We start from the raw sequence: 18,780 nt of genomic DNA, 5'->3' as shown, positions 1-18,780 counted from the left end.
TGCTGCGAGAATCAAATCAACAAAAATTACCTCTAAATATAGCGTTTATCCATTTTGATAAAGCGTCAACTCCCGTAATACCGCAGTGGCGTAAGACCCCGCAGGCAGGCTAAACGATAATTCCGCCAGATCATTCTTAATAACACAGGCAAATTGTTCTGCATGTAAGATATTAGCCCGCCAATCTTCCTCTAAGCCATAATGTTCCAAGCCTGCCAACCATGGCTGCCAATCAATATAAATTTCATTAACCAATTGCAATGCTTCATCTTTAATTTTGTTTTTACTTTTTCCAGGCAAAGGACTCGCGGGAGAAATATCTTTATCTTTAATCCTTTGAAGTAATTCATTATCAATATGATCAATAGCAAAAATACTGTTAGATCCTTTAAGCTGCATCACATCACCAGGCAGAGGTGTATTCCAGCATTGTTCCATAACACGACGAGACAAAATCAGATTGTAAATCCATGAGCGTGCCGCAGAACAATAAATACCACGAAGAAATCGGTCTTTAACTCTATGTCCTTGAACGAGCATTTTTTCGGCTTTCAGTAAATTATCAGCATTGCGACCAAATCGTTGCTCTCCAAAATAATTAGGAACACCATTCTGTTTAATTCGTTCGAAGCGCTCTAGCAAATCTTCTTTATGGGAGATTTCGCGCAAACGTACAATAAATTGATTTCCAGTTAAAAATCCTGGCCTCAATTTTTTATGATGTCGCGTCCATTCCAAAATACGCCAACCCGGTGCCATAAGTTGGGCAATCTCCGGAATATGCTCACCAGGAGCATGGATACTTAGCCATTGGGTAGCACGTGCCTGCTTATCTTTTAATCCAGCATAACCAATTGATTTTACTGGCTTACGCACCAATTTTGCTAAAGATTTAACCACTTCTTCTGTAGTAACCCCAGTTTTTTCTATTCTAAGAACAATGTGTTCCCCCTCTCCAGAAAATGGGCTAGCAAAAAATTCATTCACCTGAAAATCTTCTGGGCTGCATTTAAAACGAGCAATGGACTTTGGCAGCCCATTAACGTATGACCAGTTTAAAGAATACATAATAACCTTATTGAAACTTACCTAACCTTTTCAAAAATTTGATAAAAACTATATAAATCAAAAATTTTTAAGTGCATACTTACAGAACCGTACAATCTACATTAATTGTTACGAAATGGATAGATTAACAATGAATGCATCATTTCCACCGATACGTAAGGCAGTATTTCCTGTTGCCGGCCTTGGGACGCGGTTCTTGCCTGCAACAAAAGCAGCCCCTAAAGAAATGTTACCTGTAGTAAACAAACCTTTAATTCAATATGCAGTGGAAGAAGCCTATGCTGCCGGCATACGCCAAATGATCTTTGTGACTTGCCATAATAAACGTGCCATTGAAGATCATTTTGATCTTGCATACCAACTCGAGGATGAACTTAGCATTCATGATAAAAATGAACTTTTATCTATAGTTCAATCAGTAACCCCTGCTGATATGGAATGTTTTTATGTTCGTCAGGCCAAACCTCTTGGTCTGGGGCATGCAGTTTTATGTGTGGAACAAATCATTTGCAATGAACCATTTGCTGTAATTCTTGCCGATGATTTAATGACGAGTACAACACCAGTTATCCAACAATTAATCCAAATGTATGAGCAATACGGTCATAGCATTGTTGCAGTAGAAAATATTCCTCAAGAACTCTCAGAGTGTTATGGAATTATTCAAGGCGCACCTTGGGATAAAAGTCTTTTGAGCATACATCATCTGGTGGAGAAACCTAAGCCGCATCTTGCTGCTTCAAATATTGCAATTGTAGGACGCTACATCCTGACCCCTAGTATTTTTGCGCAAATCAGGAAGCTACCCCATGAAAAACATAAAGAAATCCAATTAACTGATGCAATTAATGGATTAGTAAAAGAAGAAACTGTTTTAGCACTTCCCTATGAGGGAAAACGCTATGATTGCGGAAGTATTCTTGGTTTTCTTAAAGCTAATGTAGATTTGGGAAAGGAGCATCCAACTGAAGGGAAAAATTTTACCAAATGGCTTTTAGATTAGATTATTTATTAATTGGGGATGTATATGGAACAACTTACGAAAATGAACTCATGGAAAAAACTCGAAAAGTATGCAAAAACATACATTAATCAAAGTTCTGAAACCAAAAATTATTGTGTATCCAGCGAGAACATTACTCTGGATTACAGTGAACAACATATTAACCCCCCGATTCTAGACTCACTTTTTGAGCTTGCCCATGAGTGTGATCTGCTGGAACATATTCATGCCATGATGGCTGGAAAACCTGTTAACAATACAGAAAACAGACCTGCTTTACACACAGCACTTCGTGCTCCAGAAAATAAAGTCATATTGGTTAATGAACGTAATATTATTCCTGAAATAGTTCATGTGCGAAATACAATGAAACTAATTTCCACAAAAATCAGAAATGGGGAGTGGCATGGTTATTCCGGAAAACCCATTACTGATGTAGTGAATATAGGAATTGGCGGCTCTATGCTTGGCCCTTTTTTTTGTATTAATGCATTAAGTGATTTAGTAACAGACCAATTAGGATTTCATTTTATTTCCGACATTGATCCCAATGCGTTCTCACGTACTGTTGCGAAACTAAACCCAGAAACAACATTATTTATTATTTCCTCGAAGTCATTTACTACTCCAGAAACTTTGTCTCATTATCAAAAAGCGGTATCTTGGCTAAATCAGGAGCAGCACTTTAATCAACATTTTATCGCCGTCACCGCACAAGTTGAAAAAGCCCAAAAAATGGGTTTTAAAACCATACTTCCTATATGGGAATGGGTTGGAGGGCGCTATTCCTTCTGCTCAGCCATTAATTTGATTTCCTGTATTGCAATTGGTTTCGAACATTTTTCAGAAATCCTTGCTGGGGCCTATGAAATGGATATGCATTTCTGCACTGAGCCTTTTGCAAAAAACTTACCCGTCCTTATGGCATTATTAGGTATATGGAACATTAATTTTTTAAACATTAATAACTTGCTGGTCATGACTTATTCTCAAGACTTACAGTATTTTGTTCCCTATCTTCAGCAACTCGATATGGAAAGTAATGGTAAATCGATAAACAGACAAGGCCGTACCGTTGATTATGCGACCGGCCCCATTATCTGGGGTGGCCTAGGTAATCATGCACAACATAGTTACTACCAGCTTTTGTGTCAAGGAACACATAAAATAGCAGCTGATTTAATTAACGATCAAACGTTTGACGGTAAGGTAATTAACAAAATATGTCATGCCCATAAAGAAGTATTAACCAAAGGTGGAAATCACGGAGAAAATCCTCACAGCTACATTGCCGGCGAAATGCCTGTCAATCTTCTCTCTTTGAGCGAATGCTCACCAAAAACTCTTGGTTCGCTGATTTCTTTATACGAACATAAAATTTTTGTTCAAGGGGTAATTTGGAATATAAATTCATTTGATCAACCCGGAGTCGAAAGCTCCAAGGAAATAGTTCGACAGAATAATTGGATTAGTTAATGTTCATAGCCAGATTCAGTTTATTATTGTTTAGCTTAATGGCTTTAAAAGTTTATGCCATTGATATCAATCCAAAACAGATTTTATTGGATCAGGTGATTTGGGGGGAGACGTATTACAGGGATGATTTTGTAAAAAGCTCTCTAGATCGTTTGCAATTGATCGCCCCCAATGATCCTGAAGTTCTTTCAGCACGCATCAGACTTGCAATACGTCAAAAGAACCTGATTTTAGCAGAAGAACTACTTGAGGAATTAAAACAAAAAGCCCCTGATTCTGTTGAATACAAAAAAGCCAAAATGAGTTTATTCCTTACACGGCCTGGGGCAAAATTAAAATTGCAACAAGCAAGAATAATGGCAATGTCTGGGCATCTCGATTTGGCTAAAGCTCAATATGATGCTCTTTTTCACGGAGTTTTTCCCACACTCGAATTAAGTACTGAATATTGGCGCATCGTCTCAAGAATACCCGCTCAGCGTCAAAATGCATTTAACCATTTGCAAGAACTGTATAATTTTCTAAATGCACATAAAGTGTATTCGAATAATTACAATCAGGATAATTGGTCTTATGCTCTCAAAGACAGGCTTGCAGAATTATGGGTTTTGAGTGGCGAAACTGCATTTCAGGCAGGTAATATTGATTTGGCGCAAAAACACTATCGGCAAGCCCTCCTTTTAGATGATAGGAATTATGATGCTTGGGTTGGGATAGGTGAAGTAGCATTTGCCCGCAAAAATTTCGTCAATGCAGAACAAGCATTTAAACGAGCTTTGGTCATTAGCCCTGGAAAGGGCAGCGCAGTCTTCGGGCTTATTGGCATTTACAGGCGTCAATCATTACAAAAGGCCTTGAATTACCTTAATAGTTTGCCTGAAGATCTAAAAAGCAAATTTACAGACGCCCAACGTAGTTTGGAAAGCGCTTTATTACAAGAGCAAGCAGAACGTCTTGAAAAAGCGAACCAATGGAAACAAGCAATAGAAAAGTATTGGCAAGCACTAAAAATTGACCCGGATAATGTTTGGTTAACATATCATCTCGCCTTGGCATTGAATCAGGTTGGCGAAACCAAAAAAGCACATGCTTTATTTCAGCGGTTGATAGCAAAACAAAGAAAAAATCCGATTCAAGTATATGCTTATGCGCTTTATTTATCGAGTATAGACCAGTTGCAGCAAGCGCTGAACCATCTTCATACTATTCCACAAAAGCAATGGAATGAAGGCATGCGTCAATTGGCACAACGGCTAACCACGGAATTGATTTTACAACATGCCCAACAATTACGCGAAAGTGGCGATAAGCAAGGTGCAGTAGCTTATTTAATGCGTCAAACACAGACCACGCCTATCAAACTCACTATAGCAGATTGGGCCTTGCTTGATGGTGAATTTGCAAAAGCATTGAATTATTATCAAGAGGTGAAAACTCATGAACCTCTCAATCCCGATGCGAATCTTGGGGTAATAGAATCACTTATCGCTTTGGGAAATAAAAATGAAGCGTATCAGTTGCTGGAGCAGCAGCAAAAGCTCAAATTGGATTTTAATCTTAACATGCAAAGAAGGTTAGCGAATGCCTGGAGTGCTGTAGGAAATTCTCGAAAAGCATTAACTATTTTCAACCAGCTCAAACAAGAAAGTATTCATGCAGCACCCAGTCAGGATAGTGCGCTTATATTTCGCGATGCTGCCCGTTTGGAAACAGAACTTCGTATGCCTAAATTAGCTCAGGAAGATTATAAAAAGGCGATGGTTCAAAGTAGTATTACTTCAGTATGGCCTGCCAGCAACGATTACTATACTTGGTTAACCCGTAATCATGTCGAAGATGATTGGCTTAAACGTAGTATTCGATCCGAGTCAGCTTTACTTTATCGGCAACAAGAAACGCGTATCACAGTACATGAAGATTATTGGCGTTTGCCGGGTTCAGCCGGAGTTTCTGATTTACGTGCCGAAGATACCATTGCACAGGCAGATTGGGCATACTCAAACGGTCGTGCATTTTTTAGAGCTGATAGAATCAATTTAGGTGCGGGAAGCTTTTCTCCAATTGATGGGGTCTATGATGATGATTTTGGGACTTGTGCTATCAATGGATGCACAACAGATATTAAACAGGCGACTAAAGGTATTGGCTGGGATGGAGGATGGCAAAATCCCATCTGGGGATTTGATATTGGACAAACACCTATAGGATTTCCGGTAAAAAATTGGATTGGTGGCATCAATTACAACGGTAAAATACGCCATATAGGCTGGACAATCACCGCATCCCAGCGCCCTATGACAAACTCTCTGCTTTCTTTTTCGGGCACTGTCGATCCAAACACCGGAATCATATGGGGAGGAGTAGTTGCTACTGGACTTACTTTATCACTAAGTTACGATCGCGGCGAAGCACATGGTCTCTGGGCTAATATCATTGGCAGTAGACTCACCGGAAAAAACGTTGTTCCTAATACACGTATCCTTTTATTAGATGGTTATTATTACAAAATCATTAATGAAGAAAACCGTCGTCTTTCCATTGGAATCACAAACATGGTCTGGCACTATGAAAAAAATCTCTTTGGATACAATCTTGGACAAGGTGGGTACTTTAGCCCTGATTTTTATGTATCATTTACACTTCCAATAAATTATCGCCGACGCACTGCAAACTGGACTTATGAATTAGGCGGCTCTATAACGTGGTCACGAGCGCACAACCAAGATATTATTGCCTATCCATTACCTAATCTAATTCCAAATTTTGACCCTTCACAAAATTCATTCGAAACTGGAGGTCCTAGTACTGGTTACGGTTATTCTGTACTTGCATTGGTAGAACGTCGACTCGGTTCTCATTTTGTTATCGGTGGATGGTTAGATCTTCAACAATCAACAGACTACACACCAAGCCATGCCGCTCTTTTCATTCGTTACTCAGTTGAAGGCTGGCAAGGTGATATGAACATGCCTATCGTTCCCTTAATACCTTATTCTAATTTTAGATAAAGGTGTTTTAGCCCCCGCGGCTTGTTCCCGGTTACCTGCAACCAAGAGTGCTCATTATAGAGCTCATCTTCAAGTGTCTTTGGATGTGCAGCGGATCTCCCCCAAGAACCACAAAGAAATAAATTTTTTACATCAATTCCAGCAGAGCAGCAGATGCTATTCCAACTATGAGGGCGATTATCATCGCTGATATCGAAAGGTGGAAGAAGTTGAATCACTTGCAACACGTTGCCCCTAATTCTGGAAAACAATTTAATGTCACATGATATAAATTGGCATAAATTATATGCTATTCCAGAGGATGGGGTAGCAGATAAATTACAGAAAGCATATCAAAGTAAATTTATTGATAACTTTCTCTCCTTGATTGAATATGCAGAACAAGTGCTTGATGCGGATTATGCAGATTCTAAGCAGCAGTTTTTTTGCTTAAGATAGATCCTCCCAAATTTATATCACCAAACTCTATATGACCTATTTTAAATTGCGTCAATCAATGGAAAATGATGATGTAAATGCAGTTAAAATGATTATTTCTTCATTAAATGAGATAAACACCCGAATTTCCACATGCACAATTGAGGCAGGCCTTACTAATCAATTGGAAATTGAACGATTTAATGAAGAAGTTCTTGTGTCTTTTGGTCTCGATAAGTTTCATGCTTCATCACCAAATGAGTTAGCTCTAAATACGTTTAAAGACAGTATCTAAGTCTCTTCACCCAAGATAAGTAGATTAAGGATAAGGAACCCAGTTATTGTCACCTTTTAATAAAATATAAAACTTATCTTGATATTTCATCACAGTAACACCCTCATTGGATGAAATAAAGGGAGTTTTGGGTAAATTTTTGGTTAGTGTATCTAAATTTACCTTTTCCTGATTAAATATCTTTCCATCAACTAAACGCGCAATTAATTCTGAAATAGCCAAATAACTACTTGGCGCATTTATTTGTATCTGAGCAGGTTTTGCTTTCAAACCAATAAATTTAATTCCAACAGGAACATGAGTAATAGCTGGACTAGGGATGTCGCGTAAACCTGGCATTTGTAATTTATCACCAACAAGATTAGCCCCATGTTCTGGGATAAAAACTACAACTACTTTACGGCCTGAGTTTTCCAATGCGGTAAAGAAATTCATCGTTTGATCTAAAAGTTTCTTTGCCCGTGCCTCATAAGGTGCAGGAGTATTTTCACCAATAAATGTATTCCCATCATGAAGCGAAATTTCATTAAAATAGGTAGCATTGTGTTTCTTACCTGAATCCTTCTGTTGCTTAATCCATTTATCCAGTAATTGACTGTCATCTGAAAGCAATTTTCCATCAAATGAAACAAGATCAGGACGAATGCCCGCTCGTGACATTAAAGGCACGTCATCTAAACCACCATACTCTTTTATCTCTTTGAGAAAATTACCAAATTCACCTTCGTGGTCAAGCATCATCTCAGTAGAAAAACCAAGTTTGGCTAAGTTATCCAAAATATAACAATCTTGGGCTACAGGCTTATAAAGGCCAGCATGGGATGTTTCACCACAGCTTGCACGTAATAAACGTATTGCAGCAGGTCCACTATATGAAGCGGCTGAATTGAACTGATTAAAGAGAATATCAAATTTGCTCCATATAGGATGATCCCTTAAATGCACCGCATCTATATCTGCCCACGCAAGAGAGCACACTTGAATAAATATGATATCAAAAGGCAGTGCATCGGCGGGAAGAGAACTTGGAAAGATGGTATGTAATCCTTGTTGCTGCTCATAAAATTGATTCAGGTATGTATTGAGATTTTCATTGGTAGGCGGCAATTTACTGTTAAGCTCTGCTGTCTCGCTTAGGGTGGTCTCGGCTCCAACTTGTACCTTCGTCGTAGCAGTCTTACTTTCTATCGGCAAAAGATTAATAGCTGGTCCTCTCAGGGTGAGAATATTTAACCAAACTAACGCGATTACTGTAAACGTAGTAATACGAATCCATTGAGAAAGAAAAAGGTAAGCAACTAAGAGAATAAAAGCCATACCTATCAGTTGCCAATTAATAAAACGATTTAATAACTCAAGAAGATAATTAGAACTGAAAGCAAAAAGATTTGTACCCTGACTCATAATTGAACTTAAACCCGGCAACCATGTATCGTGATAAAAGAGTACGATGCCTATTGGAATAGCTATCCAATTACGGCAGCGGTGAAGAAATATTGATGGTAAAGGAAATAATAAAAAAGCCAAAAATACTAGATTGACAAAAGGATGAAAATTTAAATATCCACCCCATAAAAGAGCGAACTTCAATAAGAAATAATAGTTCCAACCATTAATATCACGCCATTTTACAGGAATTTTTTCTCGCACCTGAACTGTTTCTATCATTACTATTCTTTGTCCATATAAAATAATTGATAAATTGATATGCCCAACTTACTTTATCAAAATCCTTTCGTACAAAGCAGGCATGACAGATATAGGATTAAATCCTTTTTTTAATTTTTTAGTGTATCAGGATATATAAGATATTCAATGTAAAATAGTTATTTTACATATACTTTGTCTCCCTCCATTCTTGACATAAGCCCATGCATCTTGGTATTTTTAAGGAAAATTTAAAATATAAGACAATATGTTTAAAAATAAAACCATTTCAATTATCGGTGCAGGTCATTTGGGAAGTGCTGTAGCGCGTGGTCTCATTAAAAGTGGACATCCTGCAAGCTCCATAATATTTAGCAATCGTGATCCCAGTAAATCAGAACGTTTGGCTCAAGAACTAGGGGTGCTGTCAGCAAAAAACAATGCCCACGCAGTCATAAACGCCGATATACTTATTCTTGCTGTAAAACCTCAATTTATGCAGAATGTATGTCAAGAAATTAGCTCATCCATACAGCTAAAACAACCTATTTTTATTTCTTTAGTTGGTGTAACAGATATTGATAACATAACTCATTGGCTCAACAAGAAAGACTTGGGAGTTATTCGTGTCATGACCAATACCCCAACTGAATTTTGCAAAGGAACATCTGCTTTATTTGCTAATTCTTTTACAACATCGGAACAAAAATTATTAATTGAAACTCTTTTTAATCAAGTAGGTTACACATTTTGGGTTGAGAAGGAATCCACGCTTGATACGCTTACAGCCCCTATCGGTTGTGCTCCAGCGTATGTTTTTCTATTTCTTGAGGCATTGCAAAAAGCAGCAGTGAGTAGAGGCATTCCCGAAGAGCTCTCCAAACGAATTGCCTTGGAATCTGTGCTGGGTGCTGCAGAATTAGCTAAAAAATCTGGACGCTCCTTTGCCCAATTAAGAGCTGGCGTTAGTACCCCTCATGGAGTGACGGCGCATTCTTTGGAACAACTTTCTTTTCCTGATTTTTTTGATCTTTTTAAGCAAGTCTATGCAGCTGCTGAAGAACGTATTGAGCAAATAACTGAGTCATTAAACAAGCACACTTAAGCTTGTAGGAATAGAACGTAGCCTGGGTGCAGCGCAGCGAAACCCGGGATCCGCTGCACCCAGGCTACGCTCTTATGATTAGCTAAGATTGGATACTGGTCTAACCCAAGGATGTAATTTAGCTAAAGTTGCTGGTAACTTAGTTATATTACGCTGTGCCTCAGCCCTACTTGCAAACTCCCCTACAGTCAGGATATACCAAATACCTTTTGCATTAGTGAAATGTCTTATTTTGGCATTTTGAGCGAGTAATTTATTATTCTGTTGAAAACGCTCTATATCCTTTTTATTATGACTGGCAGCAACCTGTATGGTATAAAGAGGGGTGCTTGTATTTGAACTGGAAGACCGATCTTCTTTATTTTGCTTTGCTGTTGGAATCTCGACTGTTTTTGATTCCCGTGTAAGATCAGATTCCGGACTTTCCCGTTTAAACTCAGATTCAGGAATTCTAGGCTCTTGCTCCGCTAAATTTTTCATTTGTAATTTAGGAATCACAACGACCTTATCAATAATAGCAACAGTATCAACAGACATCTCATCATTGAGATCATCCAAACTTTGTTTTTTGGGCAACGCAGCATAGACCAATTGTCGCGTTGAAGAATCCTCCCAAGAAGGGATTTGGCTCACTAATACTTCTTGGGGAGGCACTTGCTGCTTCGCTAGCAAAGCTTCTGTGCCTTTATCTTGTACTGGACGAGTCACAAAATGATAAAAAGATGAAAAATCATGGTTTCCAGAAAAATAAAAACCCATAAGTCCTGTAATCACAGCAAGGCTGGCTGCAATACTTACTTTTTTTATCAGTTTCCGTGGTTCTTTTTTCTTTTGGGCAGTACACTTAAATATAAATGATTCCAAATTACTATTAATTTTTGCTACATTTCCTTTGGTAAGTTGATAAAACTGCTTAAACTGTGCATCAGTTAAAGGTTTACTAATCAAATGTGCAGCCATGGCACGTTGTAACACATATGTCCTTGTTTCATTTTCATTTAATGATCCCAATTCTATGCTATGAACTAAATTTTCAAAAAACGAAGCGACTAAATTATTAAGCGTTGCGACAATCGAGTAGTCCGATATGAGGCAAAGATGGAAGAAACTGAAATCCTCTTGATTTTTTATTGCTAACATTGCTTCTTTAATTAGAGACTCAGGCAAATGTTGTGCATCATCAATCAAGAGCAATACATGTGCCTTACGCTCATTAATTTGTGCAACTAAAGAGCTAATATCTGTATTTTCATCGTGATTAAGATGTAGTTGGCTTGCAATTTCCTGAATAATGTCTTCTCTATTGCAAGGAGGTTTCACTGTCATAGAAACAGATTTGATTTGTTGATCTAAATTACTTTGTAGCAAAGTACTAAAGGAAGTTTTGCCCCCCTCTTTCTCTGATAAAATCGTAATAAGCACATTGTTGAAAAGAATTAAATGATTAATGAAATCAATCTTAGCGAGCCAAGATCCCGGTTTAAACAATACTCTTGGTTGAATCACAGCCGCTACCTCAGACTGAATTACTCCCTCATTCATTTTTATTCTCCTCTACAGCCGCATCAAGTGCATTATATAAACAATCCTCTGTTACACTGGCGTCAAGATAACAATCACCAAGTTTTTTTATCAGCACAAAGCGTAAACAGTTATTTTTAATTTTTTTATCCGATTGCATTAAATCTTTGAGTTTTTTCAAATTAACAGTTCTTGGAATTTTATGTGGCAAACCCGCTTGGTGCAGAATGTGTTCTATTTGTTCCACCAATTGCTTATCAATTAAATGCATTTTATACGATAAAACTGCGGCACAGTATAAGCCAATCGCTACTGCTTCACCATGTAACCATTGTTGGTAATGAGTATACGTTTCCAGCGCATGAGCAAAAGTATGCCCAAGATTCAATAAGGCTCGCCGTCCAGCTTCCTTTTCATCGGTTTCAACAAACTGGGCTTTAATACGGCAACATTCAGCAATTAATTGGGGTAGCTGCAAACTGTTGGCGGTTAATCCCTGCTGGATAGCATCACTGAGCAATTTGAAAAACTCACCTCCGGCAAGTAACCCATATTTTATCATTTCCGCCAAACCGGCACGAAACTCTCTTTCCGGAAGAGTGTTTAATGTATTCAAATCAATAATTACTGCTTGAGGTTGATAAAAACTGCCGATCATATTTTTACCTAAAGCATGATTAATTGCCGTCTTTCCACCTATAGAAGCATCAATTTGCGCTAATAAAGTTGTGGGAATTTGAACGAGTTTTACTCCCCGTTGATAGGTTGATGCTGCAAATCCAGTCATATCACCAATCACACCGCCACCTAAAGCGACAAGTGTCGTATCTCTATGGTGTTTGTTTTGGATTAATGCATCATAAATAGCAAATAAGCTTTTTTGGTTTTTATAATGCTCACCGTCTTCTAAAATCAAAACATCACTTTGAATTTCAGCGAAAGCAGCTTGAATATACTTTAAATAAAGCGGAGCTATGGTCTGGTTGGTAACAATTAGAATCTGCGAAGATTTTACGATAGTGTGCAAAAAATCCGGGCTTTGCAAACCATTGCGACAAATAATAATGGGATATTGATGTTCAGTTAAAGAAACATCAACTTGCTCATAAACCTCAAAGTTCGCCATAAATATATTTTATTATATTATTTGCAACCGCTTTGACCGTTAATTTATCTGTTTCAAAACTAACATCAGCTAACTCATTGTAGAATGGCTCGCGCTCATCCCTCAATAATTCCAATCTTCCTTCAAGATCATTTGTCTGCAGTAATGGACGCTTGGTATCCCGCTTAGTTCGTTCAAATTGTTGCTGTAATGAGGTTTTAAGATAAATTACAGTTCCACGCCCTGCTAATGCATTTCTGTTTTCGGGAGTGATTACGACTCCACCACCTGTTGCCAAAACAATGTTGGTCTTTTGAGTTAACTCTTCAATAACTTTTTGTTCACGGCGTCTGAAACCCTCTTCACCCTCAATATCAAAAATCCAAGATATATCGGCACCAGCACGCTCTTCAATCACTTCATCCGAATCAAAAAATTCTAACTTGAGCTCCTTTGCCAAAGCACGACCTATAGTGCTTTTACCTGCACCCATGGGTCCGATGAGAAAAATATTTCGTACTTTAACTATGCTCATTTTTTATTACATACCTCTTTAACTGAAATGTCATTAATTAAAGATCGAGTCCAAAATAACTTCCCATTTTAGCATTAATCTAAAGTATGGTAATTTGCCAAAGTGGGGGTATTTGGGGCTCAATCCTAACTGTATTTTTCGCAGTTAGAAATTCCCGCCCATCATTCTACAACAAATGAGCATATTTTATAACTATTTACTCTTAATCATTTATATTATATCACTTCATTAAAAAATAAGTCTGTAGAATCATGCTATAGCGCTAAAAATTTGTAGTTTTGGTGCGGCAAAACACCTAAGTTGAGATGAGATTCCTTGATCAGGAGGCAATGCGCCTAATTATTAAACATAAAACCGCACCTTTTGGCCTACTTGCGATGCTTTATGCATAACATCTGTTTAATCGCATAAATACCGAAGCTGGATTCTGCGCGCATAGAGTACGGAATCCAGGCCTTTATCCTAGTGGATCATAGGGAGTCTCTACCTTTAAACTGAATGCCTCAGTTCATCTCAACTCCTGATAAACCTTATTTTTCATCAAAACGAATTGGTTTTCTACCTTCAATTGTTGTAATCGATAATGAGTTTGTGATTATTTTTGGTGTTATAAATATAAGCAGCTCATCATTTCTAAGGGCAATTTGTGTATTTTTAAATAAATTCCCAACTACCGGCAACTGACCAAAAAAAGGTACTCTGTTAATAGTTTTGCTCTTATCTTGCTGATAAATACCGCCAAGTACTATAGTTTGTCCATTGCTGACAAGCACATTCGTCTGAATTTCTTTAGTTGCAATTACAGGTACTCCATTAAATGTTAGGTTAGGTAATGCATTATCCTGATTAATTTTCAGCTCCATAAGTACCTTACTATCAGGAGTAATTTGCGGGGTTACCTTTAAACTTAATACCGCTTTTTTGAATGCTACTGCTGTCGCCCCACTTGAAGTAGCTTCCTGATAGGGAATCTCCTGCCCTGATTCAATTACCGCAGGCTGTTGATTTGCAGTAATAAGCCTCGGACTAGATATCAATTCGGCAAGGCCCTCGCTTTCTAAGGCCGAAAGTTCGAGATCAAGTAAAATATTATCGCCAAGCTTAGCTAATGCAATACCTACAGAAGCCGGAGGCACGCCCGTTATTGGAGCAGCAACTAAATCCAGGTTTAATCTGTCTGTAAATGGTACGACATTTGCCGGAGCAACTCCTTGCGCCAACTGATTAGCACCAGCCAATGTACCACTTAAATGAGTCGGCCTGGAAACTCCCCATCGAATACCAAGATCTTGAGCAAAATCTTTAGTCACTTCGACGATACGTGCCTCTATAAGTACTTGTTTGACGGGCACATCCAACTGTGTAATCAACTCCCTGACTTCATTTATCCGAGTTCCACTGTCTTGAACCCAGAGGGTATTTGTTCGCGTATCAACACTTACGCGACCTTTGTCCGATAAAAGGGAATTTTGTTTGTCTTTAATCAAAATCGCAAGATCGGTGGCTTTGGCGTAATTGATCTGAATCAGCTCTGAACGTACCGGCTCTAGCTTCTGAATAGCACGTTGGGTCTTAAGCTCTTCTGCCTCCATTTTATCAAAAGAAGCTTTATAATCGATCAATATCACATTCCCTGTCTGACGCTTCGCTAAACCTTGTGTCGTCAAAATAATATCCAAAGCCTGATCCCAGGGAATATTATTTAACCTAAGGGTAATATTACCCTCAACTTTATCACTCACTACAATATTGATTCCAGTAAAATCTGCCAGCAACTGTAATACAGCACGTATGCTGATGTTTTGGAAATTTAAAGAAATTTTTCTTCCAGAAAAAACTTTCTTTTTTAATTTAGCCTGTTGTGCCTCTTCTGGAGTCAAAGGAACTACATCAACCATGAATTGCTCATTAACCTGAGAAACATAATGGCCAAAAGCGCCTGTACCCGCCAATAGCATATGTGCATTTTTACCTTTTTGTTGAAAAGTAACGATTTGTACCGGGCTGCGGAAATCGGAAACATCAAAACGTTTCCTTAAGTTCTGAGGAACTTTCGTATTTAAAAATTTAACTAAAATATCCTTACCATGCTCTTCTACTTCAATCGGGACGCTGGTACTGGAAACATCTACTATCGCCCGACCGCCTTGCCGCTCAATTCCTCGAAAATCAAAATGATTGATTTCATAACTTGTTCTGACTGGACGATTGGTGATTAGAAGTTCTTTAGGAGGTTGGATTGACTCCTCTCTTTTGCCATTCAAAATAAGAGTATATACATTTCCAGAAATTGAGCCTAAATAAGGCACTGGATAATTTAAATCCAATATAGCCCGGACACGGGGGCCCACAGCAACAATAGTATATTTATCGAGAGAACCTAATTTAATTTCTTTTGTTTTCTGTTTGGAAGGTAACTCCAGATTAGAGTCAATAAAATCAAGGACTATACGTGCCGGATTTGGGGTCACAAAGCTTGCAGGCTCTCGCTTTATAGGTTGCGCAAACTCGAAATCAATACGCAACTTCCCCAGTGGTAAAGGAATTACCTTGACTGATATCAAAGGATTATTCTGGGCAAAAGCCATCCCAAAGCTCATAGTCATTAAAATAAATAAAGCAACAATTCTCCGCACTTTTGCTCCTACTTCCCAGTATATAATTCAAGCGTGATGTTATGTTTCTCCCACTTTCCTGATGTTTGTGTTGTTTCTATTAATTGAATTGAATTATTCTTAATTGATACAACACGGCCATAATTCTGGCCCATATAATTACCAATTCCTACATGAGTAATGTCTGAGTTAGGTAGTTTGATCAATGCCCACATTTCATTTCCTTGCATTAAAGTGCCTACAAATTTTAAAGCATCTAAAGGATAAGCTTCCAAAGGCTCTTTCGGCCTATTTTTATCCGGCGCATTAACATCAACCTCCTCCTCCTTTTTTTGAACTATAGGCTTAAATGGATTACGCCTGTTATCACTATCAGGAAATTTAAACGTAGGCAAGGGCGCAAAGGAAGGGATTGGTTCAATCTGTCGTGTTTTTCTGTGTTTTACCTCATTAATGTAACGCACTAGATCATCATTATTTCCGGCACAAGCAACCAGTAATAAAGACAATGAACAGATACAACCAATTTTTTGTTTTCGGTTTATCATTGTGTGCGATATCGATATATTTTAGCTGTGATGTTCATCACCAATTCATCCTCCGAAACTACTTTTTTATCTTTGGAGGACACCCCTTCAATACTGAAGTCATGCAAGGTTACAATACGATCCATCTCAGCGACCCGACTTATAAACATTGCCAATTGAAAATAAGTTCCTACTACTGAAATTTTTATTGGTCGCTCAATATAAAAATCATGTACTACCTCAGGTTGTGGCGCAAATAATTCAAACTTCAAGCCGGATGCCACTCCTGTTTTAGAAATATCTTCCAATAAACCAGGCATCTGATTTTTTTCAGGAAGTTGTTTGAGCATTAATGCAAAACGCTCCATCATAAGTTGCAACTGCATGCGATAGGCTGGCAAATTAAATAATTGGCGTTGCTTGTTTTCAAAATCTGTTTTTAAAGTAGCCTCTTCCCCTTTTAGTTTATTAAACTGAGTGAAGTTGTCTTGTATGATTAGCCAATAACCCAGAGCAATAATTAAAATACTCACTCCCATAAGAACACAACTTTTAACCACTACCGGCCATTGCCCAACATTTTCCAGAGTTAATTCATTCAGGCTAAGGCTATTCATAGTATTATCCCGATCTGGAATTGAGGAGCAAGCACAAAAGTTAATTTAAATTCATGCAAAGCAGATTGCTGTTTCTTTTTTTCATTACTTTCTTTCTTGATTTCACTCAGAATAGGATTATGAACCCATTCATTATTTTCTATGTTTCTCATTAACATAGAAACAAAAGTATTTGATTCAGTATACCCGGAAACGGTAATAACATCGTTTTTCCCTTCTACCTGAGTTAAATAGACTCCTGACGGGGTTATATTGATCAATTCATCAAATAAATGAACCATTAATGTTCGCGTGGATTGTAAATGCTGGACTACAGACATTCTGGAAATGATCATTTCTCTAGCCTTCTGCAAATTTTTTATTTCTTTTATTTGCGCATCCATAGTATTAATTTCTTTCTGAAGCATTTGATTTCGCGTGACTTGATTGCTCACCAATCCTGAAGCATACGAATTAATTAAAAATACAATAAATCCCGAGGCTACAATGCACACCAGCAGCATCATTGTAAACAGCTTTTTTTCCTGCTCCCGCTTTAATTCTCGCCAAGGAAGAAGGTTAATTTGTGTCATATAGTCTCACTTAATATTCCTTAATGCCAGACCACACGCTACCATGAGTGCAGGAGCATCATTATTTATAGAGTCCAGATTCACCATTTTTCCTGGAGTCATATACGAAAAAGGATTGGCAATCGTGGTACTCATCCCTAATCGCTCCTGAACCAAACTTACTAATCCAGGCAGCTTGGCTAACCCTCCAGCCAGCAAAATATGATCTACCTCTCCATCCTGGCTTGTGGAATAAAAAAACTGCAATGTACGTTTGATTTGCAACAAAATATTTTCTTTAAAAGGCTCCAAAACCTTTTTTTCATAATCTGCAGGTAATTCTCCATTTTCTTTAGCCAGAGCAGCTTGCTCCAAAGACATTTCATAATATTCAGCAATCGAGTCTATTAATTGTTTGCCTCCAAATTTTTCTTCTCTCGAATAAACCAATTTCATGCCTTGCAATACAAATAAATGTGTATAGCAGGCACCAATATCAATGATGGCAATGGTTTTATCTTGTCCCGATGCAGGTAAATCCTTAGCAAGTTGTTGTGCTGCTCTCTCCACCGCATAAGATTCTACATCAATCACTACAGCATCTAAACCTGCGTGAATGGACGTCTCAACACGTTGATTCACATTTTCTGCTCGTGATGCAACAATAAGTACATCTAACATGGTTGAATTTTTTTCAGACTGCCCCAAAATTTCAAAATCAAGGTTAATTTCATCTATGGGATAAGGAATGTATTTATCCGCTTCTGTAACAATGAGTTCTTCCATCTCCTCATCATTTAAACCTTCATTGATTTGTATCACTTTGCTGATTATTGATGAATCAGGAACAGCTAACGCAGCTTGCTTACATGTTGTTTGCAAGCGGTCAATTACTTTTTTAATGCACTGGGAAACAGCATCAACATCTTTAATTGTGTTCCCATCCATTGCATTTGCTGGTAATACTTCCCGTCCATAATTTTCAACAACAAATGCACCTTCCTGACCTGAAATTTCCAAGACTTTAACCGCTGTTGATGTAAGATCTATTCCGAGAATTGAACGATGCTTAGACTGAAACAATTTGAGCATGTTTCTTATTCCTTTGAATCTTCCATGCATTCAAAAAAACTCCTTTAGGATTATATGGTGATGTTAACGTAACCTCTTAAAAAGTTACAATGTTTTTTGCTTTATTAAACTTACCATAATGATGTCAAGTTGTCATTTTCACCATTTAGTTATAACAACTTGCGCCTCCCAAAAACATTTAATATAGTGAAAGACCAA

Annotated in this window: 17 protein-coding genes; 6 read left to right on the top strand and 11 right to left on the bottom strand. The window is 37.9% G+C overall.

What is annotated here, in order from left to right; all coding sequences use genetic code 11:
• Positions 1 to 45 precede the first annotated feature (45 nt).
• Positions 46 to 1,068: a tRNA pseudouridine(13) synthase TruD gene (gene truD / locus LXO92_RS07805; RefSeq protein WP_232890730.1), complete on the bottom strand. Its 1,023-nt coding sequence runs from the start codon at positions 1,066 to 1,068 to the stop codon at positions 46 to 48.
• A gap of 130 nt (positions 1,069 to 1,198) precedes the next feature.
• On the opposite strand from truD, the gene galU reads away from it, so the two are divergent.
• From galU to bcsC, 3 genes are read left to right on the top strand one after another with little or no spacing between them, the layout of a single operon-like run.
• The gene (galU, locus tag LXO92_RS07800) at positions 1,199 to 2,071 is read left to right on the top strand and encodes a UTP--glucose-1-phosphate uridylyltransferase GalU (RefSeq protein ID WP_182352101.1); all 873 of its coding nucleotides are present in this window, start codon (positions 1,199 to 1,201) and stop codon (positions 2,069 to 2,071) included.
• Between the two features lie 24 nt (positions 2,072 to 2,095).
• Positions 2,096 to 3,547: a glucose-6-phosphate isomerase gene (gene pgi, locus LXO92_RS07795; protein ID WP_182352100.1), complete on the top strand. Its 1,452-nt coding sequence runs from the start codon at positions 2,096 to 2,098 to the stop codon at positions 3,545 to 3,547.
• Entirely contained in the window at positions 3,547 to 6,555 is a 3,009-nt protein-coding gene (gene bcsC / locus LXO92_RS07790) for a cellulose synthase complex outer membrane protein BcsC (RefSeq protein ID WP_232890729.1), read from the top strand. Before pgi ends, bcsC begins: the two co-directional genes overlap by 1 nt.
• On the opposite strand, the gene LXO92_RS07785 is transcribed toward bcsC, so the two are convergent.
• A complete protein-coding gene (locus LXO92_RS07785; protein WP_233291525.1) occupies positions 6,537 to 6,782 on the bottom strand; it encodes a hypothetical protein in 246 nt (81 codons plus the stop codon). The genes bcsC and LXO92_RS07785 overlap by 19 nt on opposite strands.
• Before the next feature lie 28 nt (positions 6,783 to 6,810).
• On the opposite strand from LXO92_RS07785, the gene LXO92_RS07780 reads away from it, so the two are divergent.
• Together LXO92_RS07780 and LXO92_RS07775 are read left to right on the top strand one after the other, a co-directional pair.
• Entirely contained in the window at positions 6,811 to 6,993 is a 183-nt protein-coding gene (locus tag LXO92_RS07780) for a hypothetical protein (RefSeq protein WP_182352097.1), read from the top strand.
• Between the two features lie 31 nt (positions 6,994 to 7,024).
• Positions 7,025 to 7,267, top strand: coding sequence for a hypothetical protein (locus LXO92_RS07775; protein WP_233291524.1), 243 nt, complete (start codon positions 7,025 to 7,027; stop codon positions 7,265 to 7,267).
• A gap of 24 nt (positions 7,268 to 7,291) precedes the next feature.
• On the opposite strand, the gene bcsG is transcribed toward LXO92_RS07775, so the two are convergent.
• On the bottom strand, positions 7,292 to 8,935 hold the full coding sequence (gene bcsG / locus LXO92_RS07770) for a cellulose biosynthesis protein BcsG (protein ID WP_182352095.1): 1,644 nt from the start codon (positions 8,933 to 8,935) through the stop codon (positions 7,292 to 7,294).
• A 247-nt stretch (positions 8,936 to 9,182) separates the two neighbouring features.
• Between bcsG and proC the strand changes: the two genes are divergently transcribed.
• Positions 9,183 to 10,019, top strand: a complete 837-nt coding sequence (proC, locus tag LXO92_RS07765; protein ID WP_182352094.1) for a pyrroline-5-carboxylate reductase — start codon at positions 9,183 to 9,185, stop codon at positions 10,017 to 10,019.
• Positions 10,020 to 10,097: 78 nt separating this feature from the next.
• Here proC and LXO92_RS07760 read toward each other — a convergent pair whose 3' ends face one another.
• From LXO92_RS07760 to LXO92_RS07725, 8 genes are all read right to left on the bottom strand, one after another.
• Positions 10,098 to 11,561 carry an SPOR domain-containing protein gene (locus LXO92_RS07760; RefSeq protein ID WP_182352093.1) on the bottom strand — a complete coding sequence of 488 codons (1,464 nt, stop codon included), beginning with the start codon at positions 11,559 to 11,561 and terminating at the stop codon, positions 10,098 to 10,100.
• On the bottom strand, positions 11,554 to 12,666 hold the full coding sequence (gene aroB / locus LXO92_RS07755) for a 3-dehydroquinate synthase (RefSeq protein WP_182352092.1): 1,113 nt from the start codon (positions 12,664 to 12,666) through the stop codon (positions 11,554 to 11,556). The genes LXO92_RS07760 and aroB overlap by 8 nt, the downstream gene beginning before the upstream one ends.
• Positions 12,653 to 13,180 (bottom strand): shikimate kinase AroK, encoded by a 528-nt coding sequence (gene aroK, locus LXO92_RS07750; protein ID WP_010653139.1) that lies wholly within the window; start codon positions 13,178 to 13,180, stop codon positions 12,653 to 12,655. Before aroK ends, aroB begins: the two co-directional genes overlap by 14 nt.
• 530 nt (positions 13,181 to 13,710) lie before the next feature.
• Positions 13,711 to 15,816 carry a type IV pilus secretin PilQ gene (locus LXO92_RS07745; protein WP_232890727.1) on the bottom strand — a complete coding sequence of 702 codons (2,106 nt, stop codon included), beginning with the start codon at positions 15,814 to 15,816 and terminating at the stop codon, positions 13,711 to 13,713.
• 8 nt (positions 15,817 to 15,824) lie between these two features.
• Entirely contained in the window at positions 15,825 to 16,343 is a 519-nt protein-coding gene (locus tag LXO92_RS07740; protein ID WP_182352090.1) for a pilus assembly protein PilP, read from the bottom strand.
• A complete protein-coding gene (locus LXO92_RS07735) occupies positions 16,340 to 16,939 on the bottom strand; it encodes a type IV pilus inner membrane component PilO (RefSeq protein WP_182352089.1) in 600 nt (199 codons plus the stop codon). Before LXO92_RS07735 ends, LXO92_RS07740 begins: the two co-directional genes overlap by 4 nt.
• Positions 16,936 to 17,511 (bottom strand): PilN domain-containing protein, encoded by a 576-nt coding sequence (locus LXO92_RS07730; RefSeq protein ID WP_182352088.1) that lies wholly within the window; start codon positions 17,509 to 17,511, stop codon positions 16,936 to 16,938. The genes LXO92_RS07735 and LXO92_RS07730 overlap by 4 nt, the downstream gene beginning before the upstream one ends.
• 6 nt (positions 17,512 to 17,517) lie before the next feature.
• Positions 17,518 to 18,582: a pilus assembly protein PilM gene (locus LXO92_RS07725; protein ID WP_182352087.1), complete on the bottom strand. Its 1,065-nt coding sequence runs from the start codon at positions 18,580 to 18,582 to the stop codon at positions 17,518 to 17,520.
• Positions 18,583 to 18,780: the final 198 nt, after the last annotated feature.

The sequence above is a fragment of the Legionella resiliens genome (genome assembly GCF_021344005.1).
GTDB lineage: Bacteria > Pseudomonadota > Gammaproteobacteria > Legionellales > Legionellaceae > Legionella > Legionella resiliens.
Note: the sequence above shows the minus strand (reverse complement) of the source record. Positions and strands in the feature narration are given on the sequence as shown.

Bases quoted from the DNA above. Each gene is read 5' to 3' on its own strand.
- truD (WP_232890730.1), bottom strand. From the start codon at position 1,068: ATGTATTCTTTAAACTGGTCATACGTTAATGGGCTGCCAAAGTCCATT.
- galU (WP_182352101.1), top strand. From the start codon at position 1,199: ATGAATGCATCATTTCCACCGATACGTAAGGCAGTATTTCCTGTTGCC.
- pgi (WP_182352100.1), top strand. From the start codon at position 2,096: ATGGAACAACTTACGAAAATGAACTCATGGAAAAAACTCGAAAAGTAT.
- bcsC (WP_232890729.1), top strand. From the start codon at position 3,547: ATGTTCATAGCCAGATTCAGTTTATTATTGTTTAGCTTAATGGCTTTA.
- LXO92_RS07780 (WP_182352097.1), top strand. From the start codon at position 6,811: ATGTCACATGATATAAATTGGCATAAATTATATGCTATTCCAGAGGAT.
- LXO92_RS07775 (WP_233291524.1), top strand. From the start codon at position 7,025: ATGACCTATTTTAAATTGCGTCAATCAATGGAAAATGATGATGTAAAT.
- bcsG (WP_182352095.1), bottom strand. From the start codon at position 8,935: ATGATAGAAACAGTTCAGGTGCGAGAAAAAATTCCTGTAAAATGGCGT.
- proC (WP_182352094.1), top strand. From the start codon at position 9,183: ATGTTTAAAAATAAAACCATTTCAATTATCGGTGCAGGTCATTTGGGA.
- LXO92_RS07760 (WP_182352093.1), bottom strand. From the start codon at position 11,561: ATGAATGAGGGAGTAATTCAGTCTGAGGTAGCGGCTGTGATTCAACCA.
- aroB (WP_182352092.1), bottom strand. From the start codon at position 12,666: ATGGCGAACTTTGAGGTTTATGAGCAAGTTGATGTTTCTTTAACTGAA.
- aroK (WP_010653139.1), bottom strand. From the start codon at position 13,180: ATGAGCATAGTTAAAGTACGAAATATTTTTCTCATCGGACCCATGGGT.
- LXO92_RS07740 (WP_182352090.1), bottom strand. From the start codon at position 16,343: ATGATAAACCGAAAACAAAAAATTGGTTGTATCTGTTCATTGTCTTTA.
- LXO92_RS07735 (WP_182352089.1), bottom strand. From the start codon at position 16,939: ATGAATAGCCTTAGCCTGAATGAATTAACTCTGGAAAATGTTGGGCAA.
- LXO92_RS07730 (WP_182352088.1), bottom strand. From the start codon at position 17,511: ATGACACAAATTAACCTTCTTCCTTGGCGAGAATTAAAGCGGGAGCAG.
- LXO92_RS07725 (WP_182352087.1), bottom strand. From the start codon at position 18,582: ATGCTCAAATTGTTTCAGTCTAAGCATCGTTCAATTCTCGGAATAGAT.